At 56.1% G+C, this 23,959-nt stretch carries 29 protein-coding genes; 17 read left to right on the forward strand and 12 right to left on the reverse strand.

Translation table 11 applies throughout. The annotated features are described in order from the left end of the window. Positions 1-56: 56 nt before the first annotated feature. The 3 genes from MCM46_00380 to MCM46_00390 are packed head-to-tail and all read right to left on the reverse strand — an operon-like array spanning position 57 to position 1,799. A complete protein-coding gene (locus tag MCM46_00380; protein MCG3110251.1) occupies positions 57-668 on the reverse strand; it encodes a cytochrome c4 in 612 nt (203 codons plus the stop codon). 32 nt (positions 669-700) lie between these two features. Then, a complete protein-coding gene (locus MCM46_00385) occupies positions 701-1,213 on the reverse strand; it encodes a universal stress protein (GenBank protein ID MCG3110252.1) in 513 nt (170 codons plus the stop codon). A gap of 22 nt (positions 1,214-1,235) precedes the next feature. After that, complete coding sequence (locus MCM46_00390) at positions 1,236-1,799, reverse strand: YbaK/EbsC family protein (GenBank protein ID MCG3110253.1); 564 nt, start codon at positions 1,797-1,799, stop codon at positions 1,236-1,238. Between the two features lie 475 nt (positions 1,800-2,274). Here MCM46_00390 and MCM46_00395 point away from each other — a divergent pair, with 475 nt between their 5' ends. Then, entirely contained in the window at positions 2,275-2,592 is a 318-nt protein-coding gene (locus MCM46_00395; GenBank protein ID MCG3110254.1) for a Rieske (2Fe-2S) protein, read from the forward strand. Between the two features lie 350 nt (positions 2,593-2,942). Continuing rightward, a complete protein-coding gene (locus MCM46_00400) occupies positions 2,943-3,194 on the forward strand; it encodes a hypothetical protein (protein ID MCG3110255.1) in 252 nt (83 codons plus the stop codon). A 144-nt stretch (positions 3,195-3,338) separates the two neighbouring features. On the opposite strand, the gene MCM46_00405 is transcribed toward MCM46_00400, so the two are convergent. Beyond that, a complete protein-coding gene (locus MCM46_00405) occupies positions 3,339-3,722 on the reverse strand; it encodes a CBS domain-containing protein (GenBank protein ID MCG3110256.1) in 384 nt (127 codons plus the stop codon). A 298-nt stretch (positions 3,723-4,020) separates the two neighbouring features. Between MCM46_00405 and MCM46_00410 the strand changes: the two genes are divergently transcribed. The 7 genes from MCM46_00410 to MCM46_00440 all read left to right on the forward strand — a co-directional run bounded on the left by MCM46_00410 (position 4,021) and on the right by MCM46_00440 (position 9,466). Further along, positions 4,021-4,236 (forward strand): hypothetical protein, encoded by a 216-nt coding sequence (locus tag MCM46_00410; GenBank protein ID MCG3110257.1) that lies wholly within the window; start codon positions 4,021-4,023, stop codon positions 4,234-4,236. 217 nt (positions 4,237-4,453) lie between these two features. Next, positions 4,454-4,621: a hypothetical protein gene (locus MCM46_00415; protein ID MCG3110258.1), complete on the forward strand. Its 168-nt coding sequence runs from the start codon at positions 4,454-4,456 to the stop codon at positions 4,619-4,621. Between the two features lie 51 nt (positions 4,622-4,672). After that, positions 4,673-5,923: a DUF1624 domain-containing protein gene (locus MCM46_00420; protein ID MCG3110259.1), complete on the forward strand. Its 1,251-nt coding sequence runs from the start codon at positions 4,673-4,675 to the stop codon at positions 5,921-5,923. Between the two features lie 57 nt (positions 5,924-5,980). Then, positions 5,981-7,519 (forward strand): oligosaccharide flippase family protein, encoded by a 1,539-nt coding sequence (locus MCM46_00425; GenBank protein MCG3110260.1) that lies wholly within the window; start codon positions 5,981-5,983, stop codon positions 7,517-7,519. 165 nt (positions 7,520-7,684) lie between these two features. Beyond that, positions 7,685-8,359: a response regulator transcription factor gene (locus MCM46_00430; GenBank protein ID MCG3110261.1), complete on the forward strand. Its 675-nt coding sequence runs from the start codon at positions 7,685-7,687 to the stop codon at positions 8,357-8,359. Continuing rightward, the gene (locus MCM46_00435; GenBank protein MCG3110262.1) at positions 8,356-8,760 is read left to right on the forward strand and encodes an arsenate reductase ArsC; all 405 of its coding nucleotides are present in this window, start codon (positions 8,356-8,358) and stop codon (positions 8,758-8,760) included. Before MCM46_00430 ends, MCM46_00435 begins: the two co-directional genes overlap by 4 nt. Positions 8,761-8,782: 22 nt before the next feature. Further along, positions 8,783-9,466 carry a response regulator transcription factor gene (locus MCM46_00440; protein MCG3110263.1) on the forward strand — a complete coding sequence of 228 codons (684 nt, stop codon included), beginning with the start codon at positions 8,783-8,785 and terminating at the stop codon, positions 9,464-9,466. Positions 9,467-9,514: 48 nt separating this feature from the next. On the opposite strand, the gene MCM46_00445 is transcribed toward MCM46_00440, so the two are convergent. Then, positions 9,515-10,018 carry a hypothetical protein gene (locus MCM46_00445; protein ID MCG3110264.1) on the reverse strand — a complete coding sequence of 168 codons (504 nt, stop codon included), beginning with the start codon at positions 10,016-10,018 and terminating at the stop codon, positions 9,515-9,517. A gap of 507 nt (positions 10,019-10,525) precedes the next feature. Here MCM46_00445 and MCM46_00450 point away from each other — a divergent pair. After that, a complete protein-coding gene (locus MCM46_00450; GenBank protein ID MCG3110265.1) occupies positions 10,526-11,299 on the forward strand; it encodes a response regulator in 774 nt (257 codons plus the stop codon). A 13-nt stretch (positions 11,300-11,312) separates the two neighbouring features. Here MCM46_00450 and udp read toward each other — a convergent pair whose 3' ends face one another. Continuing rightward, a complete protein-coding gene (gene udp, locus MCM46_00455) occupies positions 11,313-12,113 on the reverse strand; it encodes a uridine phosphorylase (protein ID MCG3110266.1) in 801 nt (266 codons plus the stop codon). Continuing rightward, complete coding sequence (locus MCM46_00460) at positions 12,114-12,836, reverse strand: SDR family NAD(P)-dependent oxidoreductase (protein ID MCG3110267.1); 723 nt, start codon at positions 12,834-12,836, stop codon at positions 12,114-12,116. Between the two features lie 356 nt (positions 12,837-13,192). Between MCM46_00460 and MCM46_00465 the strand changes: the two genes are divergently transcribed. Continuing rightward, positions 13,193-16,021 (forward strand): AMP-binding protein, encoded by a 2,829-nt coding sequence (locus MCM46_00465; protein ID MCG3110268.1) that lies wholly within the window; start codon positions 13,193-13,195, stop codon positions 16,019-16,021. Positions 16,022-16,036: 15 nt separating this feature from the next. Here the strand turns inward: MCM46_00465 and MCM46_00470 are convergent, their stop codons facing one another. The 3 genes from MCM46_00470 to MCM46_00480 all read right to left on the reverse strand — a co-directional run bounded on the left by MCM46_00470 (position 16,037) and on the right by MCM46_00480 (position 17,199). Next, entirely contained in the window at positions 16,037-16,378 is a 342-nt protein-coding gene (locus MCM46_00470; GenBank protein ID MCG3110269.1) for an HPF/RaiA family ribosome-associated protein, read from the reverse strand. A gap of 253 nt (positions 16,379-16,631) precedes the next feature. Then, complete coding sequence (locus tag MCM46_00475; protein MCG3110270.1) at positions 16,632-16,739, reverse strand: GGDEF domain-containing protein; 108 nt, start codon at positions 16,737-16,739, stop codon at positions 16,632-16,634. A 196-nt stretch (positions 16,740-16,935) separates the two neighbouring features. After that, entirely contained in the window at positions 16,936-17,199 is a 264-nt protein-coding gene (locus MCM46_00480; GenBank protein ID MCG3110271.1) for a hypothetical protein, read from the reverse strand. Between the two features lie 58 nt (positions 17,200-17,257). Between MCM46_00480 and MCM46_00485 the strand changes: the two genes are divergently transcribed. The 6 genes from MCM46_00485 (at position 17,258) to MCM46_00510 (ending at position 22,817) form a co-directional block, all read left to right on the forward strand. Further along, on the forward strand, positions 17,258-17,866 hold the full coding sequence (locus tag MCM46_00485) for a sulfite oxidase-like oxidoreductase (protein ID MCG3110272.1): 609 nt from the start codon (positions 17,258-17,260) through the stop codon (positions 17,864-17,866). Beyond that, positions 17,836-18,606 (forward strand): ferredoxin reductase, encoded by a 771-nt coding sequence (locus MCM46_00490; GenBank protein ID MCG3110273.1) that lies wholly within the window; start codon positions 17,836-17,838, stop codon positions 18,604-18,606. The genes MCM46_00485 and MCM46_00490 overlap by 31 nt, the downstream gene beginning before the upstream one ends. After that, positions 18,596-18,856, forward strand: coding sequence for a DUF6510 family protein (locus MCM46_00495; GenBank protein MCG3110274.1), 261 nt, complete (start codon positions 18,596-18,598; stop codon positions 18,854-18,856). The genes MCM46_00490 and MCM46_00495 overlap by 11 nt, the downstream gene beginning before the upstream one ends. A gap of 87 nt (positions 18,857-18,943) precedes the next feature. Beyond that, entirely contained in the window at positions 18,944-20,167 is a 1,224-nt protein-coding gene (locus tag MCM46_00500) for an epoxide hydrolase (protein ID MCG3110275.1), read from the forward strand. 180 nt (positions 20,168-20,347) lie between these two features. After that, entirely contained in the window at positions 20,348-21,112 is a 765-nt protein-coding gene (locus MCM46_00505) for a hypothetical protein (GenBank protein MCG3110276.1), read from the forward strand. 307 nt (positions 21,113-21,419) lie between these two features. Next, positions 21,420-22,817, forward strand: coding sequence for an NAD-dependent succinate-semialdehyde dehydrogenase (locus tag MCM46_00510; protein MCG3110277.1), 1,398 nt, complete (start codon positions 21,420-21,422; stop codon positions 22,815-22,817). 45 nt (positions 22,818-22,862) lie between these two features. Here the strand turns inward: MCM46_00510 and MCM46_00515 are convergent, their stop codons facing one another. Together MCM46_00515 and MCM46_00520 are read right to left on the reverse strand one after the other, a co-directional pair. Further along, complete coding sequence (locus tag MCM46_00515; protein MCG3110278.1) at positions 22,863-23,312, reverse strand: DoxX family protein; 450 nt, start codon at positions 23,310-23,312, stop codon at positions 22,863-22,865. Further along, positions 23,309-23,794: a MarR family transcriptional regulator gene (locus tag MCM46_00520; protein MCG3110279.1), complete on the reverse strand. Its 486-nt coding sequence runs from the start codon at positions 23,792-23,794 to the stop codon at positions 23,309-23,311. The genes MCM46_00515 and MCM46_00520 overlap by 4 nt, the downstream gene beginning before the upstream one ends. Positions 23,795-23,959 lie beyond the last annotated feature (165 nt).

Consider the following 23,959-nt stretch of genomic DNA (forward strand, 5'->3'; position numbering starts at 1 on the left):
ATCCCTTCCTCATCTCAATCCCTCGAACGTGGTGTTTTGATGATCAGTTCGGCCTTTTATCTCAGGGTTGAAAGAAAGCGTGAGAGCGCTTTGATCTCTTCAGGGCTTAGGGCAAAAACCGACTCATTCATTCCGGCAGCAGACCGCTCTCCTGCCCGATAGGCCAACAGCGTCTTTTCAAGATAAACCGCTTGCTGACCGGCCAGGCGAGGAATCCCGTCACGACCTTCGGCGCGATCGCCATGACACTCCCGGCATTTTTTGTAAAAGGGCTCCCCTTTCTCCCGCTTTTTAAAAATAAGCTGCTTCTCGCCGGCCATCGGAATCTGTTTCTCATAGTAAGTCGCCATATACGCGATGTCTCCGTCGGCCATCTCCGCGATGATTCCTTCCATCGCCGCATGCCTACGGCGCTTATCCCGCAAGGCCTGAAGCTGCCCGATCAGATAGGAGCGGTCTTGACCCGCCAAACTGGGAACCACCGGATTGGTGCTGATCCCCTTCGATCCATGGCAGCTGGCGCAAACCCCCGTATAGTCTCGGCCGGTGATCGGGTCGCGCTCCTGGGGGAGCGCCTCCGACAATACAAAAACGGCAAAGAGCGCCCCGGCCGCCATCGCCAGCCGGCGTTTCGAAAATTTCAGGATGAAACGATCGCTTTTTTCCATCAAGACAACCCATTGCTTTCGCAGGGTCCCATTTACGACTTCGTTACGGTTTTTCGTTTCGGGACGGCCGTCTTTCGTTTGGAGCCCGCCGACCGGAAGTGAACGGTCAGGACGGGGCAGGGCGAAAGACGGACCACCTTTTCCGCGACGCTTCCGGTAAAGAGATGATCGATTCCGGTGCGGCCGTGGGTTCCCATCACGATCAGGTCGGCCTCTTCACGTTCAGCCAGTCTGATGATCTCCCGAGAAGCGATCCCGGTGCTCAGATGTGTTTCCACCGAAAGCTTTTCTCTGAGAGGTCGCTTCGACAGCTCATCGAGCAGCGACCGGGCTTCAGGAATCAGGCGCTCCTCATAATTGATGAAAGCGATCGCATTCACCGCTGTATACGGGAACGGCTCGATCACATGGGCCAAAATAAGTTCCGCGTTAAGCGGCTTGGCCAGGGCCATTGCATAATCAAGCGCATCGGATGAGCACTCGGAGAAATCGGTCGGGACCAAAATCCGGGAGACGTCGTTCTTCCCTCTTTTGTTTTGCTTCATTTTCTTTTCTCCTGTGAGACGATCAAACCGCAAGCCGCTCGATCGGAACCGCCGCGAAAATTCCAACCTTCGGCTTGACCGATTCCTCGAAATCCCGGTAGAAGATTTCGACGGCGTCATGGCGCGTCCCGACCGCAAAAACAAAAAGGGGATCGAGCCGCATCGAGACGTCGACATAGACGGGAATCCCGTACAAATTGCCGAAGGGAGGCATCGCCCCGACCTCGCAGTCCGGGAAGAGGGCTTTTAACTCCCCTTCGGCGGCCAGCCGCAGATGATTTACCTTCAGCAAACGCGCCAAACGTTGAAGATTGATCTGCAGATGCGAAGGCAATACCACCATCGCGTAACGCCCCTTGGCGCGGACAATGACCACTTTCGCCACCCGTTTTCCGGAAACATGGAGCGACTCGGCCAGTTCCGAAGCGCTCGATGCTTCCGGATGTTTCAGAATTAGGTATGGGATTTCGTTCTCGCGTAAGAACGCCTCAACGCGTACCATCACGGCGGGGTATTTTCCCTTCTCGAATAGATTAAAAAACCACTTTTTTAACCCGGTCCATTTTGTGTTCGGAGTCAGCTTCATATGATCCTCCTTGGATAATGCCACCTCCCTAAAGGTGGACAGGAACACCCTTTTCCTCTTAAGCCGTCTTGCTGGCGGTCTTGGCGATGATGAAATACCATAGTGAGAAGGTCTGCTGTTTGCTTTCCATCGACATCGGCTGCCTTTTCTCGACGTTGAGATGATCGGAATTTCTGTCTCATTCTCACGCAGAACCCGAGAAAGGAGCAACCCCCCAAAGGGGGTATTGTGATCTTCCATCCAAATCATCAATATGAGGATGTAGATCATCCCGCTCTATCGGTCTTGATGACGTACACACTGAGAGGTGACCTTACGGGAGGGTGAATCCATGGCTGATCATCGCTGGAAGGTGGCGGAGAAAGAGCCCACGCATCGTTTTGACCCTCTGCAAATTCCTTTCGAAACCACGGAGGAGCTTCCTCCCGAGGAAACCATTATCGGACAGCCCTTTGCGCATTGAAAAGGAGACAACATGATCGAATATCAACCAATCGGGAAAACCGCCGATCTCCCGGAGGGGAAGGGAAAGGAGGTGAAGGTCGGACACCGACAGATCCTCCTGATGAATATCGACGGGCTCTTCTACGCCCTCGATCGCTTCTGCGCCCACCGCGCCGCCCCGCTGGTGCAGGGGGAGGTGGTCGACGGGAAATTACTCTGTCCCTGGCATGGGAATACGTTGGACGTCGCCACCGGGAGCTGCCTCGCCAATCCGGAAGACAAGGTGCGGACCTACCCGGTTGAAGTGCGGGGAGAAGAAATTTGGGTCGGAATGGAGCATGAGCCATGAGGAGATCCACGCGGAATATCCTTTCTCAAATGAAGGGACTCTTCTGGAAGATTGTCATCAAGACCCGCTGGCGTCTCCCTCGGGGGCGCAGAGAAAGGGATGTCATTGGAGGGAGGATACCCGATTTTACCCTGCGCGATTTCTCCGGCCGGCCGTTCATCCTCTCTAGGGAGAGCTCCAATCCCGATCGATTCGAGTCTTTTCGGAAAGAGATAAACTTTTCCTTTAACTTTCTATCCGCTCCACCACGCTTAAGATAAATGCGTTTCTTGACAGCTTCCGTTGTTCTGGTAATCTTAAGTCTGCTTTTACCCTAGAAAATCCGATAGAAACCTTCTTAGGCGGTGCAGATGAAGAGGCTTCCAGTCACAACGGCGATTATTTTGAAAAAGGTCGGCATTCCGCGTCACAAGCTCTATTATCTAGAAAAAATGGGTTATGTCACTCCCCGAATGAAACCGATCGGCAACGTAGAACTGCGGCTCTTTACTCAGGAGGATCTCGAGAAAATTACGCTCCTTTGGAAGTATCTTAAGGAAGGTTTTAATCACGAGCTCGCCTATGAGAAGACGATGAAGGATCTCGGACGCGGCAAGCGCTGAAGATGACGAAGGACGGAACCGATGTTTTTCCGAAGGGCTGTTTAGGACAGCCCTTTTATATTTTAAAAGCGGGTTTTTCGAAGGTCGGAGGAATTTTTCAATAAAGCTGCAAGGAACACCGGTGGTACGATAAATGGAATGCCGTCACGGATAGATCGACTCCATGAAGCTGCGGGCGGAAACGATGCCGCAGGGCGCTCCCCCCCGCGTGACCACAAGGTGGCGGATCTGATTCTCCCCCATCAATTTGTACGCCTGCTCCAGCATCTCCTTTTCGTCGATCGTGATCGGGGGATAGCTCATGATCGTTTCGAGTTTGACCCCTTTCGGATCGATCCCTTGCCCGAGGACCTTTCGTACCAGATCGCTTTCCGTGACGATCCCCATGACCTCTCCATCACGAGAGACCAGGACGGAGCCGATCCCGTGCTCCGTCATCACTTCTGCGGCCCGCAGGGCCGATTCCGTCTGATCGAGGGTGAGGAGCTTCTCGCACATGACCCTTTTGATGGGCACTCTCGGAATCATTTTTCTTCTCCGTTTTAAGTTGCGGCGCTTCCGCCTAAGCTCCAACCATTCCGATATTTCGATATAGTATACCAGGCCGCCGCTTTTTCAGGCCGAGGGGATTCGGCGGATGAATCCTTCATTAAAGCGCCCGGAACCATTCTTGATCCAGGCCCTGATCTATCCGACGGTGGAATTAACACCCTTTTAACAGAAACATAACTCATCATAAACAAGCGGAGGGTAGGATGTGATTCAGCTATACAGCGATGATCGATCCACAAAGCGGAGAGGAAGATCAAAACAAAGGAGAATGACGATGCATTGTCCTTATCTCGGAAAAGCTGAAAGCACGGAAGGGGAAGCGGAGTGCCGCGCGCGGGAATGGATCTTCGAGCCGAGCTCTCTCGAACTGGACCAGTATTGTACGACCCGCTTGCATCGTTGGTGTCCCCTCTATCGCGCGTTGATGTCGACGCCGACCGTTTACCGATCGGGAAAGATGCGCCGCGAGCCGCAAAAAGCTGTCGGCTAAAACAAGTAGAGACGAACCCCTCCGCCTTATGGGAGAACGAACCCGTCTTTCTCTCTCGCTCCTCCGGCCCCGTCACATTTAACAACCCGTTAACATCTCTTTGATCGCGAAGAAATATCCTTCCTTTATGATGAAAGAAGATGAAAAAAAACGGCGCTCCGACAAAGAATTAAAAATAAGGATGGGATGAATGCCTTGCAGACGTTGTAGCGGGATGATGATAAAAGATCGAGCCCTGGATGAGATCGGACGCGCGGAACATTTTATCTGGCGCTGTATCCTCTGCGGCGACATCATCGATCCGATTATCCTGATCAATCGCGCGAACTTTTCTCCGTCCAAGAAAAAATCGTACGTCCGTCGCACGATTCTCTGGTCTGTATAAACACTCGCCCGATCCGCAGATTTTCGGCGTTCATCCTGATAAATGGGTACGATGACTGTATTAGCGCTCCCCGACTCGCCCCATCAAGAACTTCTTCCCGCGCCGACCTCGGCTCCGAGGCGTCGTGTCGATGCAATTGATGTTGCTCGCGGCCTGCTGATGTGTGTGATCACCGTCGGTCACGGTCTCATTCTCTTGAACGACTCGGAATCGAATAAATGGTTGGGCCTTCTGATCACGAAAGTCACCAACCTCGGAACCCCCGGCTTCACAATGATCAGCGGCATGTTGCTCGGTTATTTCGAGTCGACTTATTCACACTTTCAACGCATTCGATGGAAATACTTCATCCGGGGCATCCAGCTTCTGACCCTTGCCCATCTGCTCATTTCCTTGGCGACCTATCCGCTCCGTCAGGAAACCTCATTGATCGAGGTCTACCTCCGCTACTGGTACATCACCGATGCGCTGGCGGTCCTTTTCATGCTTCTCCCAACCTTGGTTCCACGGTTGGACCGACCCGCTCGGATTGTCATCGGGATAACCTGTCTCCTTTCATGGAAGCTCTTCTCGTTCTTCCCCTCGATCACTTCGCCGATCTTGCTCGTTATCAAAGAGTTCACTTTCGGGGTCTCTCTTCGCGACAACCCTCTTCTGGGAGATACCTACCCGATCGTTCCTCTGGCCGGCCTCTTTATGATCGGAACGGTCCTCGGAAACAGCTTCGCCCGGTCGATTGTCAGTGAAACACTCGGTCAATTCGTCAGAACACTCCGAAGAAGCATCGTCCCGTTGATTCTTTTATCCGGATTCCTGGTTGGACTCTGGGCGGCGGGAAAATTCTTCTCGGAGGGCCTCTTCGGAAACACGCTGAAAACGCTCTTCTACCCTGAAAAACTCTCCTCTCTGCTTCCGTTTTACATCGGCGTTCTCTTTCTGATTCTGGCTTATTTTGTTCGGAAGATCGAAATGGAAAAGAACTTCGGGCGGTTCGAAAAGGCGCTCGCCCTCTTCGGTAAAACATCGTTATTCACTTATGTCGTCCAATATTTTCTCGTACAGACCATTCCCGCTCTCATCGGATGGCGCAATCAGTTAAACATCGCCGAGTGGACCCTCTATTTAGGAGGTACCTTCATGATTCTCTTTTACCTGGCTCGCATCTACAACGATTCCTTTCTAAAAGGATGGAACCGGTCGGGCAAAGCAAAACGGAGGCCGAGTGAAATGAAAAGAAAGAAAGCGCTCACCTCGCCCGACATCTCCCCGGAGCTCCTTAACCTGAAAAAAGACCTCTGGTGAAGTGACAATAAAATCGGGTTTCCCTTCACTTTCTGAATTGGCAGGAGAAACGGCTCAATGGAGATCGCATCCGAAGTCAAACCCAAGTCGGTTCACTCGCAGGCGCTCACTCTGATCATCGGACGGATCGCTTCCTTTACCCTCACCTTTTTTATCCCGATCTTTTTGGCGCGCGGGTTGGACCCGGCCGAATATGGAACTTTCAAGCAGATCTTTTTAATCTTTACAACCCTCTATCTGATCTTACAGGGAGGGATGATTCAGAGCCTTTATTACTTTATTCCCCACGATCCAAACCGCAGAACGTCCTGGATCTTTCAGGCGATTTTTTTTGTGACCGCCGCAGGCGTACTTGCCGGCGTCGGCCTTCTCTTGGGGGGAGAAACGCTCGCCGCCTGGTTTTCCAACCCCTCCCTTGTTCCCTATCTTCCCAAGTTGGCCTTCTTTCTTGTCTTGATGCTCGCCTCATGCCATCTGGAGACGATGCTGATTGCTCAGGAGCGGATCGCAGCCGGATCAACGGTCCTTTTTCTATCGGAAATGATCCGCGCCCTCTTTATTATTCTCCCTCTTCTGATCGGCCGCTCCCTCTCAGCTGTCATCATCGGATTGCTTTCTTTTGCGGCGTTGCGGCTGGCGATCACGGCGGCCTATACGGTCCGAATCCTCCTTCGTGGTAAAAATCGAATATCGTTGATCCGGATGGAGGGTCTTAAAACACAGCTCGCCTATGCCCTCCCGTTCGGCGCCGCCGTGGTAGTCGATGTCCTTCAACAAAATCTTCACCAGTATGCCGTCGCTTCCCTCTTCGATGTCGCGACCTTTGCCGTCTACTCAGTCGGCATCATGCAGATTCCGATCATCGATTTCATCTACACGCCGACCACCCAGGTTCTGATGGTCCGGATGTCGTCGCTTCTGAAGAACGGCTCGAATCAAGAACGGCTCGCCCTGTGGCATGATGTCACCGCCCGCCTCGCCCTTTTTTTCTTCCCGGTCGGGATTTTCTTCGTCTTGATCGCCCCCGACATGATCGCGTTTCTCTTCACGGACACCTATCGGGAAAGTATCCCTCTTTTTCAGATTTCCGCCCTGGGAATTCTGCCGGCGGTCTTTCTAACCGACGGGATGCTCCGATGTTACGCCCGAATCCCATTTATTCTTTTAACGACCTCCGCAAAAATCGTTCTGACCCTCCTCCTGATCATCCCCCTCATCCACATCGCCGGCCTCACCGGGGCGGTCCTCACCACCGTTTTGGTGATGTATCTCGGAAAAGGGATGATGCTCTGGAAGATACGAAAAATGATGGAGACCTCCTGGGGAGAATTCCTCCCCTGGGGGAAACTCGCCGGAACGCTTTTCCTGGCCGTTTCCGTTTTCCTCCCCGCCGTATTCCTCCGTCAAACACTTTCGATCGCCCCCTTCACGGCTTTAATCTTTGACACCCTCTTTTACTGGACCGCCTATGGGGCGCTTCTTCTCTGGACACCGCTGCTTCCCCTTTCCGTTCGAGAACAGATTTTCGCCGCCGCAGGCCGGCTTCATCAAGTCCTCAGAGGAACGAAAACCGGGGTCAAGAGAGAAGCCTGGTGATCCCGGACCCGATGCTTTCGATGCCCGGTTAAGAAACAGAAATTTAACATCGGCGTAATCTTCATAAAACACCGCTCGGGTAACATCGGTTACATGGTGCAAAGTCATCTTCGCGTCACTTCTCCAAAGCCTGAAGAGATCCTCATTATCGAGGATCATCCGGACATGATCGATATCCTCAAAAAAGAGCTGACCCGGCATCATTACCACGTCCGGGTCGCCGCCGAAGGCGAAACGGGGCTCTCCGAAGCGCAGCGCCGGCCGCCTGATCTGATTATCCTCGATTTGATGCTCCCCGGCTTAAGCGGCTGGGAGGTCTGCCGGTTGCTTAGAAAAAACTTAAAAACCCAGGCGATTCCCCTTCTTATTCTTACTGCGCTGGGAGAAGAAGCCAACCGGATTCTGGGTCTGGAGTCGGGCGCGGACGATTACCTCCCCAAACCGGTGAGTCTTCGGGAGCTGATCGCCCGGATCAAGGCGCTCCTCCGTCGCAAGCGGATGGCCGCCGAGCAAAAACCGGGCGGCGCGTACCGCGCCGGCGCGCTTGTGATCGACACCGAGCGTCATGAAATTAGGATGGCCGGGCGATTGATTCGGCTGACCCGCACCGAATTCGGACTTTTAAAATTCCTGGCGCAGAACCCCGGAAAGGTGTTCAAGCGGGATGAATTGATCACGACCTTGTGGGGAGAAAACCAGTTCGTCGAAGAGCATAACCTCGACGTTCATATTCACTCCATCCGGCAACATCTGGAGCCCGATCCCTCCCGTCCCCAATTCATTTTGACGGTCCGCGGCGTCGGTTATAAATTCCGTCCGCCGGAGGAGACCGGCGGATGATGAAACGGATTCTCTTTGTCTGCATCGAAAACGCATGCCGCAGCCAAATGGCCGAAGCATTCGCGCAACGTTATGGAAGAGAAGCGATCGAGGTTTATAGCGCCGGATCGCGCCCGTCGAGAAAGATCGATCCGAAAACGGTTGAAGCGATGTGGGAAGTCGGTTACGACCTGACGAAGCATACCTCCAAATCGCTCCGTGAGATCCCGGCTATAGAATACGACGCGGTTGTCACGATGGGCTGCGGAGACGCGTGCCCGATGGTGAAGGCAAAACACCGCGAGGATTGGGCGATCCCCGATCCGAAATATTGGCCCATCGATCAGTTCCGAGAGGTACGAAACAGGATCGAACAGAAAGTTCAAGGCTTACTTGAAAGTTTAAAAATCATTTCACCGTAATGGCCGTAATGAAGGAGAACCGATGTCGCAGAAAATATTGATGGTGGATGATGAGGCCGATTTAAGCAAGCTGGTCGCGCATCATTTGCGGAAAGAAGGGTTCGAGCCGCTTTGTGTCTCCAACGGCTCGGACGCGCTTAAGGCACTGGCCAAACAGCCTTTCTCCTTGGTGATCCTGGATATCATGATGCCGGGGGAAGACGGCCTGCAAGTCTGCAGAAAGCTGCGGGCCCAGGAGGAGACCGCCGCCCTTCCGATTCTCTTTCTCACCGCCAAGGATGAGGAGAGTGATAAGGTGGTCGGGCTGGAGCTCGGGGCCGACGATTATGTCACCAAGCCCTTCTCCCCCAAAGAGCTCATGGCGCGGGTCAAAGCGCTGCTCCGGCGATCGGATCGAAAAGAGAGTGCGGCCGGTTATGCCTATCGCGATCTGGTGATGGATGTCCCCCGCCATGAGGTGAGAGCCTCGGAGAAGCGGGTAACCCTCACGGCCAAGGAATTTGCCCTGCTTGAACATCTGCTGAAAAATAAGGGGAAGGTCCTGACGCGTGACCATCTGTTGAACACCGTCTGGGGGTACGACTACTTCGGGACGACCCGCACGGTCGATGTGCATATCCGAAGGCTGCGAGAGAAGATCCCGATGCTGACGGATGCCATCGAGACGGTTCCGTCTTTAGGGTATAAGCTCGTGGATGAAGAATGAAGTAAAATTCACGCAAGAAAACGACCTCTTTTCTGTTCTCCGATCGGTTCACTCACCGGAAGATCGAGGCGGTGCCGGATTTTTCCGCTCCACCGCCTCGAGGATGTCATTCCTTAACCGATCAAGTTCTTCTTTAACCAAATCCTCGGTTAAAATCCTCGTTGGGACCGCATCGAATCGGGTGATGATCGTTTCGCGCAGCGACTGCGTCGCCGGAGCGTCTTGCAGATCAAACGATTTCCGAAGATCGATCAACGCTTGCGTGTTCTCGGAAAGCTTGTTGTTGATGGAATTCAGAAGCAGACGGATCTGCTCCAGCCGGTCGGCCGATTTCGCGGCCGAAATCGCGGCCAAAGCGCCGGAACTTACGGCAGACCCTTCGCATCGCTCCAACTCCGCATTCCAATTTCCCAAACAGATGAGATCTTCAAAGGTGCTCGGGAGAATGATGTTTCCGTCGTACTGTTGAATTGGGTTGCTCTGAGCGTGCATTGAGGGCGGATGAAGATTTAAGAGCATGAAAGCCGATACCACTGAAAATAAAAACTTCATTTCATTCTCCTTTCCGTATCGCGTCCGTATCGCGGCGCTGCATTCACCTCACTTAACATAACAGAACCTTTTTGGAACTCTCAATCCTTATAAAAGTGAGGTAGTGACTCGTTTTGAAATTCCAAAGTCGTCATGCCCGCGGAAGCGGGCATCCAGAGGTTTTAAATCACTGGATTGCTGTCGCGAAGCGATCGGAGGCGCTGTGCGCATCAAGTCGGTTCCAGGCGCTTTCCCGCCTGCGCGGGAATGACAATCCAGAAATTGATTCCAGACTCAGTCACTACCAAAGGTGACGGATGGATCACATCGATTTGACCCTATACCGAGTATTCTTTATTGACGAATGATGAATCTCTGATACCCTTCCACCTAGGGATAACACGAACGACATAACAGCGCGGCCCTGCTGCACCCTGAGACTTCTTATCTTATTAGTATCTCCTTCCTTCTGGTAGGGAACGATGCAACAACAAACCTCGAAGTAGTGACTAAAAAAGGAGAACAGCGATGAATTCCAAGAGTACTGTTTTAATTGTCGATGATGAAACCGGCCCGCGTGAGTCGCTGAAGTTGCTTCTCAAAGCGCACTACAGAGTGGAGGAAGCAGACGGCGGCCTTCGGGCGATGCAAATTATTCGAAAGCGGAAGGTCGATCTGGTCACCCTGGACCTGAGGATGCCGGGGATGGACGGGGTCGCCGTATTGAAGTCGATCAAAGAATATAACCCTCATATCGAGGTCATGATTATCACGGGGTATGGCGCTGGAATTCACGGGAGCGCCGCAGACATGGTCCGACTCGGCGCCAGAAGTTATTACACCAAACCGTTCAATGTTCCACAATTGATGGTCGAAATCGCTCAAGCCATCGACAGCAAGAAAAAGCTCGATCGCTCCAGAATCCCATCGATCGAAAGCGCTTTGTACAATCGAAAGAGCCGCTTCCGAATCCCAATGATTTCAATTTCGAGCCTCACCCGGCTCGGGATACATCCGACGAGCGACATTTTGGTCCAGGACCTCTGCTCCCACGGGATCGGAATCCTTTGTCCGGAAAAATTCCAAAAAGGGGAATTCGTTCGTGTCGAGGTCATTTTTGGAACCGATCAAGGAAAGACAACAACCGAATCAATCGTGGGAGAGGTGGCTTGGACAAATCCTTTACAGAATGGAACCACCTATGCGATCCACATCCGCTTTGATCGGATCGGGAGGGAAAATCCGAGACTGCTTGAGTACATCAAGCATCATGAAGAGATGAACGTACCCCCCCTTTCTTAGAACCGGGCGACCGTTACTCTCCTTTCGAAGAACCCAAAAGCCGTTCGGCGGCGGTGAGCGCCACTCGGATGACATTCTCCTCGCCCGCCCGCAGCCGCTCCGGCGTGATCTTTTCTTCTTTCTTTCTTCTTCGATTGACCACGCCGGTGATCACCCCACCCTTCAGCCCGAGCGCGGCGCACATCGTCAGCAGCGTCGCCGACTCCATTTCGAAGTTGAGAACGTGCAGCCGCTTCATCTCCTCGGTCAACCCCCGAAGCCGCCGCAGCAGGTAACGGGAAAAACCGTCGGTCCGCTCCTCCCCGGCATAAAAGGTATCTGAAGAGGCGGTGATCCCGACATGGGCGCGAAACCCTTCCCGCTCATGATGCCGCGCCGCATCGATCAGGGCGATGAGAACCTCCGGGTGAGAGACCGCCGGATACTCGATCGGGGCATAATGGGTGGAGGCGCCGTCGAGACGGACCGACGCGGTGGTGATGACGAGATCGCCGATGTTCATGCCGGGCTGGATCGCGCCGGCGGTCCCGACGCGGAGAAAAATTCGAACGCCGAGCTTGGCCAGCTCTTCGACGGCGATAGAGGTCGACGGCCCGCCGATCCCGGTGGAGGTGACCAGAACCTTCTCCCCGGCCAGCGTTCCCAAGAAGCTTCGATACTCCCGCTTCCAGGCCAGCTCCACCGCTTTCTCCCCGCTCCGTTCTTCAATCTGGGCGGCGATTTTGGGGACGCGAAACGGATCTCCCGGAAGGAGGGCCAGCGTTGCCCCCTTCAACATGCTCCGGGAAAGATCGAGGTGATAGACGTTGGCCATTTAATCGATTGCGCCGCGGCGTCGGACGACGATCTCTTTGATGACGGTGACCGGCGCGAGATGGAGGAGATCAATGATGATTTTTCCGATGTCGGCCGGCGGGATCATCTCTTCCGGCGGCACCGAGGCGCCGGCCACCATCGGCGTCGCCACGAAACCGGGGCAGATCGCCGTCGCCCGGATTTGATGCGCGACCCCCTCTTCCAAGAGGCTCTCAGTAAATCCGATCACGCCGAATTTGGACGCGGAGTAGGCGGATGCCCCTCCCATCCCCTGCTTCCCGGCCAATGAGGAGATATTGACGATATAACCGGAGCGTTGCCGCTTCATCACCGGCAGGACCGCCTTCGTGCAGAGGAAGGTCCCCTTCAGATTGATCGCCTGGATCCGATCCCAATCTTCTTCACTGATCTCTTCGATGGCGCCCCATTGGCCGACGCCGGCGTTGTTCACCAGGAGATCGACCCGGCCCCATTTATTCATCGTCTCCCTGACCATCTCATCGACCTGAGCCGCCACCGAGACGTCGGCCGGGACGGCGATCAGACGGTCTTCCCCTTTCACTTCTTTCCTTAACTCCGTCAGGGCGCGGGAAAGTTTGTTTTTGTTCCGGGCGGAAATCGTCACCCGCATTCCTTCGGACAATGCCGCTTGGGCGACGGCGTAACCGATTCCGCTGCTTCCCCCGGTAATGATGGCGACTTGATCCTGTAGATGCGACATGGTCCCCATTCTGCCATTGAACCGGTCTCCGAGTCAAATTAATCTCCGGTTCGACCCCTCTCTGGAATGAAACGACGAGATGATTTAAACACATTCTGCAGGAAAGTATCCGTCTCCTTCATCGGGTTCACAGCGATACGCCGCAGGCCGCATCGATCCTGCTTGTTTCGCGGGAGGTTGGAAAAAGAAGGAATCGGCGTGAAACCGCTCTCTTGACCGTACTCCCTTCGAGGTATTGTCCTTTTTTTAGAATTATCTCATGATAGGAGCGATCTTTCCTTATTCCTTATAAGGAAGCCCTATATAGCTTTAGTTTATCCGACCATTGAAGCTTGTTCCGCAATGGAGTTATTCACATGGCCACTGAGCGCCTTCCCGATCCGAGTGAGACCGTCAGACAAAAAGTCCTTTCAATCCTCCGCGAGTTTGTCGCCGAGCTTGGGATGGAACACACCGCTCACGCTGTTTCTTTAGACGCCTCCCTCGATCGGGATCTCGGTCTGGGAAGCTTGGAGCGGGTCGAGCTCATTCTTCGGATCGAAAAAGCGTTCTCGGTCCGAATTCCGGAGCATCTGGTTGCGGATGCGAGAAGCCCGCGCGATCTGGCCGGCGCCGTTCTCCGTTCCGAGGCCCCCGGCCGCCCCCTCTCCTTGGAAAGAATCCAAACGATCGGCGCCGCCACGCCCCCCCCCGCCTCCGCCTCCTCGCTTCCGGAAGTCCTTCTGAGCCGGGCGGAGAGAGAGGCCGATCGCCCCCATATCTACCTTCCGCAGGAAGACGGGACCGAGCAGAAGATCACCTACGGCCAGCTCGTCGACGCCGCCGGCGCCGTGGCGCAGGGACTTTTGGAGCAAGGGCTCCGCCGCCATGAGACGGTGGCGCTGATGCTCCCGACCGGCTCCGACTTCTTCTTCACCTTCTTCGGCGTCCTCTTCGCCGGAGGGATCCCCGTTCCGCTTTATCCTCCCGTTCGGATGGATCAGATCGAGGAGTATGCCCGCCGCCAGATCGCCATCCTGCAGAAAGCCGATGCCCGATTCCTGATCGCCTCCGGCCGGGTGGAGGGATTGGGGCGTCTTCTCCAGCCGATGGTTCCGGATTTAACCAATGTGACGACGTTTGAAGCGTTGCGCCGCGCCTCTTCGGAGCGGCCGAAAGTCGATCTCCGGGCGGAAGATCCGGCGTTGATTCAATTCACCTCCGGAAGCACGGGCCTTCCCAAAGGGGTGCTGCTCGCCCATGAGAATGTCCTCGCCAACATCCGCGCCATCGGGCAGGCCGCCCAGATCGGACCGGGCGATGTCGGGGTCAGCTGGCTTCCGCTCTATCACGACATGGGTCTGATCGGCTCCTGGCTCGGCGCCCTCTACTTCGGCATCCCGATCACGATCCTCTCGCCGCTGACCTTTCTGACCCGCCCGGAGCGATGGCTCTGGGCGATCCACTATCATCGGGGGACCCACTCCGCCGCGCCGAACTTTGCCTATGAACTTTGCGTCCGCAAGATCGACGAGCGCGCGATCGAAGGACTCGATCTGAGCTCCTGGCGGGTCGCCTTCAACGGGGCCGAGCCGGTCAGCCCCGAGACACTCGAGCGATTTACGAAGCGGTTTGCTCCGTACGGCTTTCGGAAGGAAACTTTTTTTCCGGTTTACGGGCTGGCCGAGTCGTCGGTCGCGCTGACCTTCCCCCCCGTCGGCCGGCCGCCGCGGATCGATCTGATCACCCGCGAAACCTTCGAGCGAGAACGAAAAGCGGTAGCGGCCCCGCCCACCGAGCCGTCTCCGCTTCGATTCGTCTCCTGCGGCGCTCCCCTTCCGGGCCATGCGGTTCGCATTGTCGATGCGTCGGGTCATGAGGTGGGAGAACGGACCGAAGGGGCGCTGCAATTTCGCGGACCGTCGACAATGAGAGAATATTATCGTGATCCGGAAGCGACCGAGAAAACCTTCCAAGACGGCTGGTGCGACTCGGGTGATTTCGCCTATCTTGCGGAGGGAGAGCTCTTCGTGACCGGCCGCCGCAAAGACATGATCATCAAGGCGGGCCGCAATCTTTACCCCCAAGAGGTGGAAGAAACGGTCGGAGAGATTCCCGGAATCCGCCGCGGACGGGTGGCCGCCTTCGGCATCACCGATCCGGAAATCGGAACGGAAAAGCTGGTCGTCGTTGCGGAGACAAGGGTGGAGAAAGAAGAAGCGCGGCGCCGGTTGATCGGCGAGGTCATGGAGAAGGTGGCCGCCGTCACCGATATCCGTCCCGATATTGTCTCGCTGGTTCCCCCGGACACGATCCCGAAGACCTCCAGCGGCAAACTCCGCCGCGCCGCATTGCGGAGCGCCTACCTGAAAGGAGAGATGGGTCCGCCGCGCCGTCCCCCCGCGTTTCAGATCGCCCGGATATGGTTCTCCGGTCTCGGCGCGCGTTTGAAGCAGACGTTCTCCTCGTTCGGCCGTCTGGTCTATACCGTTTATGTCGGATTAATCGCGCTTCTGACCATTCCCCCAGTCTGGGCGGCGATGCTCCTTCTCCCGGAGGGGAAGATGCCGGCGCGGCTTTCTCATGCCTGGGCGCGCCGATTCTTCTCCTGGATCGGTTGTCCCGTGACGGTAGAGGGAAGCGCGGATCTCTCGCAGGCCGGCCCGTCCGTTCTGGTCGCCAATCACTCGGGCTACCTCGATGCGGTCGTCTTGATGGCGGCGCTTCCCCCCGGTTTTCGCTTTGTCGCCAAGCGGGAATTGATGCAGGCGCCGGTGATCCGGACCTTTATTAAAAAGGCGGACCATTTGACGGTCGATCGGCTCGACTTTACCGAAAGCGTCACGACCACCCGCCGAATCGAGGAGGCGCTCCGGCAGGACCACTCCGTTTTGATCTTTCCGGAAGGGACCTTCTCGCGATTCCGGGGGATCCGTCCGTTCCGATTGGGGGCGTTCAAAGTCGCCGCGGAAACCGGACGGCCGATCTGCCCCGTCGCCATCCGGGGCGCCCGCGAAGTTCTTTGGCCCGGCCGTTGGATCCCCCGCCGCGGACCGATCCAGGTGACCATCGGCAAGCCGATCCACCCCGAGGGAAAGGACTGGCGGCAGATCGTCCGACTGAGGGATCTTGCCAAGGCCGAGATCGTCCGCCACGCCGGGGAACCGTCGATCGACTTGGTCGCCGCAGGGATCGCTAAAGAGTAATCGGTAAAATGATTTCTAAAGCGAGGCCGGCGCGTGTCTCTTGATCTCCCCCCTCCGGCAACGGGCAAATTCTTCCAACCGGCGGCGGACCGCGTCAAAGGCCTCTCGGACCGCCGCGTTGAGATCCTCAGACGACCGATGCACAACCAACTCCGCGCCGGGCGCGGTGAGGTCGATCCGAACATCATACGATTGCCCCTTCCGCTGATGCCGGTGCGGGGCATTTACAATAACGCGACATCTCACGATTGGATCATAATATCGACTGAGCTTAGAAGCTTTTTCTCGAATATCCTCCTTGGCTGCTTCTGAAAGTGAGAGATTCCGTACGACCATTTGCAGCGGAAGCATCATCATTATTCCCTCCTCAAGTAGCAATGCGCCCGGTATTGATCCGTGGACCCTTTCATCATCGTTGACCTTTTTATTTCATGTTGATTGAATCGGCGCCGGAGGGCAATCCCTCAAAATGGGTGTTGGTTGATGGGGATGGGTCCTGACGGAGGAGGAAAACCACGTTTAAATCCCGACCTCAGGTTTTACTTGAACTTTTCAGGAATGAGATGACCATTCGTCCGGAAGGCTTACATCGGCTATATTTCTTCAGCGGTTAATAAATTTGATAACCGCTCCGGGCCTGTTTTGTCCGATACATCGCCCGGTCGGCGCAGCGCATCAGGTCCCCCGCCTCCTGACCAAGTTCCGGGAAAAGCGCCATCCGACGCTGGCCCGAGAACGGAGAGGGAATGTTGCTCCATCACAGAAGAAGCGTTCGGGCCGCCGGCATTATCAGAACATTGTTTCATGACTTTCTTTGCTTACGATACACTCTGATACTTTTTTTGACGAATCGTTATCATCGATCTCGAAGGCTCACGACGTTATTATTCGTGCCCTTAATAATTTCCAATAACTTACGATTGGCATTCGATTTGCGTTACGGCATCAACATACTTACTCGTTCGCGTCAACTCATCGTAAGGGGGATGATTATGGCCGCAGTATCGTTCGCGCCGACCCGGCGCCGTTCTCTTACCGCCGCAGCAGCCGCAAGTCCCTTTAGCCTGCTCCTGCTCTTCCTCATCGTGCTCATCGCAGCAATGGTGTCTCTGGCAACTCCCGCCCCCGCGCTCGCGCAGCAAACCGGCCGGTTCGGACTTCGAGCTTCTCAAGGTCATCGGCTTGCTCACGATCCGCCCGCTACAGTGGACGCGAGGAAGAACAGGAGGTGAAGAGATGAGTGAAAATTTCTTCTCACGCGGTTTTCGCGGTCGCCGGAAGAGTGAGCTCAGCGAAAGACTCCCGCCGGGACAATATCTTGAGCGTGACTTTCCCGTCCTTTCGGCAGGGCCGACCCCGCAGACGCCTCTCGCGAACTGGGATTTCTCCATTGTCGGGGAGGTCGATCAACCAAAACGCTGGACCTGGGATGAATTTCATACGCTCCCACGCGAGACGATCACCCTGGACATTCACTGTGTGACCAAGTGGTCGAAGCTCGACACGCGCTGGGAAGGGGTCTCCCTGGAGACCCTGCTCGCGCAGGTCGCCACGGCGGCCAATTACGTGATCGCCTTCTGTGATGGGGGCTATACCACCAATCTGCCGCTGGAAGAAGTGACGGAAGGGAAGGCTTGGGTCGTCGATACCTATGAAGGCGAACCCCTCGCGCCTGAACACGGCGGCCCGGCCCGTTTGCTGGTTCCCCATCTCTACTTTTGGAAGAGCGCCAAGTGGGTGCGCGGCTTGCGTCTGATCGACGAAGATGAGCCCGGTTTCTGGGAGTCGCTCGGCTACAACAATCACGGTGATCCATGGAAAGAAGAACGCTACTGGGGCGACTGATCTGGCAACTCGGCGAGGTGGTCGCCACACAGCCGGAAACCGCCCGGACGAAGAGCATTACATTGAATCTCCCCGGCTGGAGCGGGCATCGGGCCGGGCAGCACGTCGACGTGCGGCTCACGGCGGAAGACGGCTACCAGGCCCAGCGCAGCTATTCCATCGCCTCTTCACCCGAGGAGGCGCCACGGGTGACGCTCACCGTCGAACGGCTCGATGACGGCGAGGTGTCCCCCTACCTCACCGAGGAACTGCGCGTCGGCGACAAACTGGAGCTGCGCGGCCCGATCGGGGGCTACTTCGTCTGGGAGGCAGAGATGGGCGGCCCTCTCCTGCTGGTGGCAGGAGGGTCGGGCATCGTCCCCCTGATGGCAATGTTGCGCCACCGGTCCGCTGCGGAGAGCACGGTTGCGACCCGGTTACTCTACTCGTCGCGCTCTCTTGAGGACGTGATCTACCGGGACGAACTCGACCGGTTAATGAAGCGCAGCACGATGCTGGAGGTGGCGCAGACGCTGACGCGCGCGCACCCGCCCGGCTGGACCGGCTATTCCCGCCGGATCGATCTCCAGATGCTGCGTGAGGTGGCCTGGCCGGTGGCGCAGCGTCCGCTGACGTTTATCTGCGGCCCGACCCCCTTCGTCGAAACGGCCGCGGCCATTCTCGTGGAGCTTGGACATGAACCGGCCCGCATCAAGACGGAACGATTTGGACCGACAGGAGAAAAACATGATGGAGAATAAGCTAGACGGCAACGCCGCCGCGGGCAACTTGGAAGAGATCTTCCCCTTTGAAATGACCCTCGCCCAGGCCACCTGCGCGGGCTGTGGCGCCAACGATGTGATCGGTGCGGCCGCCTCCTACATGCACGGGATGGGGACGATCATCCGCTGTAACAGATGTGACGCGGCGCTCATCCGCGTCGCGCATATCAGGGGTCGCTACTTGCTCGATATGCGAGGCGTATGTGTCCTTCAAATAAAAGAAGGGTAAGGCCGAACCTTTTGCGCAATGCGCTACCGACTCAAAGTCTGGGCACGCACACACTAAAAATCCAAACCGACTCAAAAGGAGGAGACCATGGCCCAAACCAATCCGAGACGACAGAGCAGCGAGCGAGCCGCTGAAAAGGATGCGATTCGCCCGTTTCGTGTGAATTTTCCGGATACGGAGCTTGCCGAATTGCGCAAGCGCATCAACGCGACAAAGTGGCCTGAGCGGGAAACGGTCGCCGATGCCTCGCAAGGGGTACAGCTCGCGACGATGCGCAAGCTCGCGAACTATTGGGCGACCGAATACGATTGGCGCAAGTGCGAGGCGAAGCTGAATGCCCTGCCGCAATTCATCACCGAGATCGATGGGCTGGAGATTCATTTCATCCACGTTCGTTCGAAGCATCAAAATGCCTTGCCGCTCATCGTCACGCACGGATGGCCCGGCTCGGTCATCGAGCAGCTGAAGATCATCGATCCGCTGACGAATCCCACGGCCCATAGCGGGAGTGAATCGGACGCTTTTGACATCGTGATTCCGTCACTGCCGGGTTACGGATTTTCAGGAAAGCCGACGACTCCAGGTTGGGATCCCATCCGGATCGCACGCGCCTGGATCGTGCTGATGAAACGCCTCGGACACACGCGATTTGTGGCCCAGGGCGGCGATTGGGGGGATCCCGTATCGGAGCAGATGGCGGTGCAGGCCCCCCCGGAATTGATCGGCATTCATTCCAACATGCCCGCCGCCATACCCGCCGACGTTGCGAGGGCACTCCAATTCGGCGACCCGCCGCCGTCCGGTCTCTCCGCCGAGGAAAGACACGCGTACGACCAGCTGGACTTTTTTTATAAGAACGGCCTCGGTTATGCCATCGAGATGAAGAACCGCCCACAGACGCTGTACGGGATTGCGGATTCGCCGGTCGGTCTCGCCGCCTGGATACTCGACCACGACGCACGTAGTTACGCGCTCATCGCACGCGTTTTTGACGGTCAGCCTGAAGGCCTTACGCGAGACGATGTCCTCGACAACATCACGCTCTATTGGCTGACGAACACGGCGATCTCTTCGGCGCGTCTGTACTGGGAAAACAAGTTGGTTTTTTTTGCGCCGATGGGAGTTGCAATTCCGGTGGCCGTGAGCGCCTTTCCAGACGAGCTCTATCAAGTCCCGCGGAGTTGGGCAGCGCGCGTGTTTCCCAACCTCATCCATTACAACAAGCTCGACAAAGGCGGGCACTTTGCGGCGTGGGAACAGCCGCAGCTCTTTTCAGAAGAGGTGCGCGCGGGCTTCAGACCATTGCGCTAATTGGAACAAGGGGGATGGTGCGCAGTTCGTGGCCGTCTTTCCCACATCACACACGGCAACATCGGTTGAATCAACAGGAGAACACTGCCATGACGAACGCGCACATCATCAACGTTCCGGAAGAGGCACTCGTCGACCGCGCACTCGCCATTCACTTCACACACGTCCGATGAGCATGCCATGTCCGAAGGGAGCATGGGAGGAGTGTGGGCCTTCTTCTGGGGGTTGGCTGCGGCGTCCGGCGTCCTTGGAGGGGCAGTACTGGGGCTGATAACGCGCCTTCCGCACCGGGCCATCGCCGCCGTCATGTCGCTTGGCGCGGGTGTGCTGCTTTCAGTCGCCTCGATCGAGATCGCGTCCGAGGCGCTCAGGCTGGCCGGCGCAGCATCCACGGTAGGCGGAATAATTGCCGGTGCCGCTACGTTCAGCATCGCGAACGCAGCACTCTCAACCGCCAAGGACCGCAAGCGCTGCGGAGAATGCAAGCCGCAGCCCTCGGAAGCCGAAGCGCCGGGCAGCGGCACCTCGATTGCGCTCGGCACCGCGCTGGATGCGGTGCCGGAGGCGCTGGTCCTTGGCATCACCCTACGGACCCATGGACCCGATCTGGCACTGGTCATGGCGCTCGTGCTCTCGAACTTGCCGGAGGCGCTTTCCGGGACGGCCGGGATGCGCCTCGCGTTGCGCTCATCTACTTATGTGCTGAGCCTATGGAGCGGTATTGCGCTCGGTACTGCGGCGACAACGACACTTGCCTTCTACCTCCTGAGTGATCTTGGCCCTGACGTGACGGCAATCCTCAAGGCATCCGGAGCCGGGGCGCTCATTGCGATGGCGGCGGAAACGATGATCCCGGAGGCCTTCCACAATGGACCCCGCTATTCCGGCGTTCTCGCCGCTTCGGGCTTCTCAGCCCTCATCCTTCTCGGCGAACTTGCCAGGTGAGCCGAGTGTGACAGGACATGCGCCGCGTCAGATCCTATCTCCATTATGAAATCGGCGTCGCCCGTCGCGGTTGGATCGAGCGCTCCGATATTCTCAATACCCTCGGACCAATGAATTCCTCGAATCGCTGAAAGACGGACGAAGAAATCATCGGCGCGTCGCATGAGCCAGCCCTTTTTTAAGCTCCCCCTTTGTTGACTATCACACCAATTATCCGAATCGACATCATCTTCTCAGCGGATTGTTTCCATTCCTCACTACTTCTTAGAATAGAAGAAATCGCTTTGACAATTTAGAGAGGTCAACCATGGCCATCGCAACCATCAATCCGGCAACAGGAAAAATCATCAAAACCTTTGCCCCGCTGACCGATCCACAGATCGATGAAAAGATCGGAAAGGCCGAAGAGACCTTCCGATCCTATCGCTGGAGTTCCTTCGCCGACCGGGGAAAATGGATGCTTCAGGCCGCCCGAATCCTCGAAGAGGAACAAGATCGGTTCGGGCGGCTGATGACCCTCGAGATGGGAAAACCGATCAACGCCGCCAAAACCGAAGCGCTCAAGTGCGCCTGGGCCTGCCGTTATTATGCCGAAAATGGAGAGCGATTTTTATCCGACATCGAGATCAAGACCGATGCGACCCGAAGCAGTGTTCACTTCCAACCGCTCGGCCCGATTCTCGCCGTCATGCCGTGGAACTTTCCCTTTTGGCAGGTCTTCCGATTTGCCGTCCCCGCCCTGATGGCGGGGAACGTTGCCCTCCTCAAACATGCCTCCAACGTGCCGCAATGCGCTCTCGCGATTGAAGAAATCTTTACGCGCGCCGGATTTCCGGCGGAGGTCTTTCAAACTCTTTTGATCGGATCCGAAGAGGTGGAACATGTGATCGATGATCCGAGGGTCCGCGCCGCGACATTGACAGGGAGCATCGGCGCGGGAAAGGCGATCGGAGGAGAAGCCGGAAGGCGGATTAAGAAAACGGTCCTCGAATTGGGCGGAAGCGATCCCTTCATCGTCATGCCGAGCGCCGACCTTAATGTAGCGGTCAAGACGGCCGTCCAGGCCAGGACGATCAACAACGGCCAATCGTGCATCGCCGCAAAGCGATTCATCGTGGCGGAGTCGATCGCGGAACCATTTGAGCGGCGATTTGTTGAGGCGATGAAAAATCTAAAGATCGGCGATCCGATGGATGAGCAGACCGACATCGGTCCGCTCGCCACGGCCGATCAGGTAAAGATATTGGATGAACAGGTACGAAGAAGCGTGTCCGGAGGCGCCCGGCTTCTGACTGGAGGAAAACCGGTCGGTCGCCCCGGATTTTATTATCCGCCGACGGTTCTCACCGACATTCCGAAAGAAACACCGGCTTATCGCGAAGAAATGTTCGGTCCGGTCGCTTCGCTCTTCCGTGTCGCAAATATCGATGAAGCGATTGATCTCGCAAACGATACCATCTTCGGCCTCGGCAGCAGCGTCTGGACGAACGATCGCGCGGAACGGGCCCGCTTCATCGAAGAGATGGAGGCGGGAATGGTCTTTGTCAATGCAATGGTCGCCTCCGACCCCCGTCTTCCCTTCGGCGGGGTGAAGCAGTCCGGTTATGGAAGAGAACTGAGCGACTTCGGAATCCGGGAATTCGTCAACATCAAAACGGTCTGGATCAAAGAGGGAGAAGAAGGACGGAGAAGTGAGATCGAGTAGCCGTTTTATTTTCTCGTCGAATTGAACAGATCGCCGAGAGACCGATTATTTCTCCAGCTTCTCCGCAATCACCTTGTCTACCGACCACTTTCCCCCGCCGCAGAGGACCAACGCGGCACAGATGGTAATGACGAGGAGATGGAACTCATATCCCTCCCCCGATTGCTTCCCGAACCAATTCATGAAGAAGCCGGTCGGCAAATGAACCAACCAAATCGCGCCGACCATGATCACCGCGAGGCTCGCCGCCACAAACCGGGTCAGGACGCCGCCGATCAACATCAGGGCGCCGATCGATTCTCCCATGATGATGAGAAAAGCGATGATCCACGGAAGCCCCATCTTCTCCGTAAAGAAACCCATCGTTCCGGAAAACCCGAATCCGCCGTACCATCCCAACAACTTTTGAGCCCCGTGCGGAAACATGATCAGACCCATCATGACCCGCAAGATGAAGTTCGACCAAGAATCATCGGTTTGAAAGAGTCCTTTCATTTTTTTCCTCCTTTGATGATGTTTCCCTCATCCCGCTCGAAACTTTCCTTCAGACGAAGCAGAAGCCCCCGCAGCGTCTTCATTTCGGCGGGAGAGAGGGCCCGTTCGAAGAACGGTTTGATGTAATAAATATGGGCCGGGAAGACCTCTTTGAATTTCTTTTCCCCTTGTCGGGTCAGGCGGATCATCGTCACGCGGCGGTCTTCTTCAGAAAAAACCCGCTCGATCAGGCCTTTCTCTTCTAGCCGGTCCAAGACCCCGGTCAACGTCCCCTTGGTGACCAGCGTCTCCTCCGACAGCTGTTTGCAGGTCATGCCTTGGGTGTCCCCTAAAGTGGCGATCACGTCGAACTGGGAAAGGGTGAGTCCCAGGGAGCGGATATGGCGATCATCCTTCGAGAGAAAGGCGTAAAACGCCTCGACCAGCGGCCGCAGCACTTTCAGGTAAGGCTCATCTCCGGGATCTTTCGGCGCAGGGCTCATGTTCGGCTCCTTCGATGAATAACTGTCCTAATCAGTATAGTTCTAATTAGAACTATGTCAATCACCAATTTTCCGTACTGATAAGAATCTGTTTTGATCGTTCCCGTGTTCCGTCCGGTTAAAAGCGACCCCTTAAACATTCCCCCTTTGAACCGACCGCCCGAA

The organism is Candidatus Manganitrophus morganii, assembly GCA_021651055.1.
GTDB classification, from domain to species: Bacteria; Nitrospirota; Nitrospiria; order SBBL01; family Manganitrophaceae; genus Manganitrophus; species Manganitrophus morganii.

Bases quoted from the DNA above. Each gene is read 5' to 3' on its own strand.
- udp (MCG3110266.1), bottom strand. From the start codon at position 12,113: ATGGCCAACGTCTATCACCTCGATCTTTCCCGGAGCATGTTGAAGGGG.
- MCM46_00505 (MCG3110276.1), top strand. From the start codon at position 20,348: ATGTCCGAAGGGAGCATGGGAGGAGTGTGGGCCTTCTTCTGGGGGTTG.
- MCM46_00450 (MCG3110265.1), top strand. From the start codon at position 10,526: ATGAATTCCAAGAGTACTGTTTTAATTGTCGATGATGAAACCGGCCCG.
- MCM46_00510 (MCG3110277.1), top strand. From the start codon at position 21,420: ATGGCCATCGCAACCATCAATCCGGCAACAGGAAAAATCATCAAAACC.
- MCM46_00420 (MCG3110259.1), top strand. From the start codon at position 4,673: ATGACTGTATTAGCGCTCCCCGACTCGCCCCATCAAGAACTTCTTCCC.
- MCM46_00460 (MCG3110267.1), bottom strand. From the start codon at position 12,836: ATGTCGCATCTACAGGATCAAGTCGCCATCATTACCGGGGGAAGCAGC.
- MCM46_00470 (MCG3110269.1), bottom strand. From the start codon at position 16,378: ATGATGATGCTTCCGCTGCAAATGGTCGTACGGAATCTCTCACTTTCA.
- MCM46_00475 (MCG3110270.1), bottom strand. From the start codon at position 16,739: ATGGCGCTTTTCCCGGAACTTGGTCAGGAGGCGGGGGACCTGATGCGC.
- MCM46_00445 (MCG3110264.1), bottom strand. From the start codon at position 10,018: ATGAAGTTTTTATTTTCAGTGGTATCGGCTTTCATGCTCTTAAATCTT.
- MCM46_00490 (MCG3110273.1), top strand. From the start codon at position 17,836: ATGGAAAGAAGAACGCTACTGGGGCGACTGATCTGGCAACTCGGCGAG.
- MCM46_00495 (MCG3110274.1), top strand. From the start codon at position 18,596: ATGGAGAATAAGCTAGACGGCAACGCCGCCGCGGGCAACTTGGAAGAG.
- MCM46_00410 (MCG3110257.1), top strand. From the start codon at position 4,021: ATGCATTGTCCTTATCTCGGAAAAGCTGAAAGCACGGAAGGGGAAGCG.
- MCM46_00425 (MCG3110260.1), top strand. From the start codon at position 5,981: ATGGAGATCGCATCCGAAGTCAAACCCAAGTCGGTTCACTCGCAGGCG.
- MCM46_00480 (MCG3110271.1), bottom strand. From the start codon at position 17,199: ATGACCTTGAGAAGCTCGAAGTCCGAACCGGCCGGTTTGCTGCGCGAG.
- MCM46_00440 (MCG3110263.1), top strand. From the start codon at position 8,783: ATGTCGCAGAAAATATTGATGGTGGATGATGAGGCCGATTTAAGCAAG.
- MCM46_00380 (MCG3110251.1), bottom strand. From the start codon at position 668: ATGGAAAAAAGCGATCGTTTCATCCTGAAATTTTCGAAACGCCGGCTG.
- MCM46_00390 (MCG3110253.1), bottom strand. From the start codon at position 1,799: ATGAAGCTGACTCCGAACACAAAATGGACCGGGTTAAAAAAGTGGTTT.
- MCM46_00520 (MCG3110279.1), bottom strand. From the start codon at position 23,794: ATGAGCCCTGCGCCGAAAGATCCCGGAGATGAGCCTTACCTGAAAGTG.
- MCM46_00515 (MCG3110278.1), bottom strand. From the start codon at position 23,312: ATGAAAGGACTCTTTCAAACCGATGATTCTTGGTCGAACTTCATCTTG.
- MCM46_00405 (MCG3110256.1), bottom strand. From the start codon at position 3,722: ATGATTCCGAGAGTGCCCATCAAAAGGGTCATGTGCGAGAAGCTCCTC.
- MCM46_00485 (MCG3110272.1), top strand. From the start codon at position 17,258: ATGAGTGAAAATTTCTTCTCACGCGGTTTTCGCGGTCGCCGGAAGAGT.
- MCM46_00400 (MCG3110255.1), top strand. From the start codon at position 2,943: ATGAAGAGGCTTCCAGTCACAACGGCGATTATTTTGAAAAAGGTCGGC.
- MCM46_00435 (MCG3110262.1), top strand. From the start codon at position 8,356: ATGATGAAACGGATTCTCTTTGTCTGCATCGAAAACGCATGCCGCAGC.
- MCM46_00395 (MCG3110254.1), top strand. From the start codon at position 2,275: ATGATCGAATATCAACCAATCGGGAAAACCGCCGATCTCCCGGAGGGG.
- MCM46_00430 (MCG3110261.1), top strand. From the start codon at position 7,685: ATGATCGATATCCTCAAAAAAGAGCTGACCCGGCATCATTACCACGTC.
- MCM46_00415 (MCG3110258.1), top strand. From the start codon at position 4,454: ATGATAAAAGATCGAGCCCTGGATGAGATCGGACGCGCGGAACATTTT.
- MCM46_00465 (MCG3110268.1), top strand. From the start codon at position 13,193: ATGGCCACTGAGCGCCTTCCCGATCCGAGTGAGACCGTCAGACAAAAA.
- MCM46_00500 (MCG3110275.1), top strand. From the start codon at position 18,944: ATGGCCCAAACCAATCCGAGACGACAGAGCAGCGAGCGAGCCGCTGAA.
- MCM46_00385 (MCG3110252.1), bottom strand. From the start codon at position 1,213: ATGAAGCAAAACAAAAGAGGGAAGAACGACGTCTCCCGGATTTTGGTC.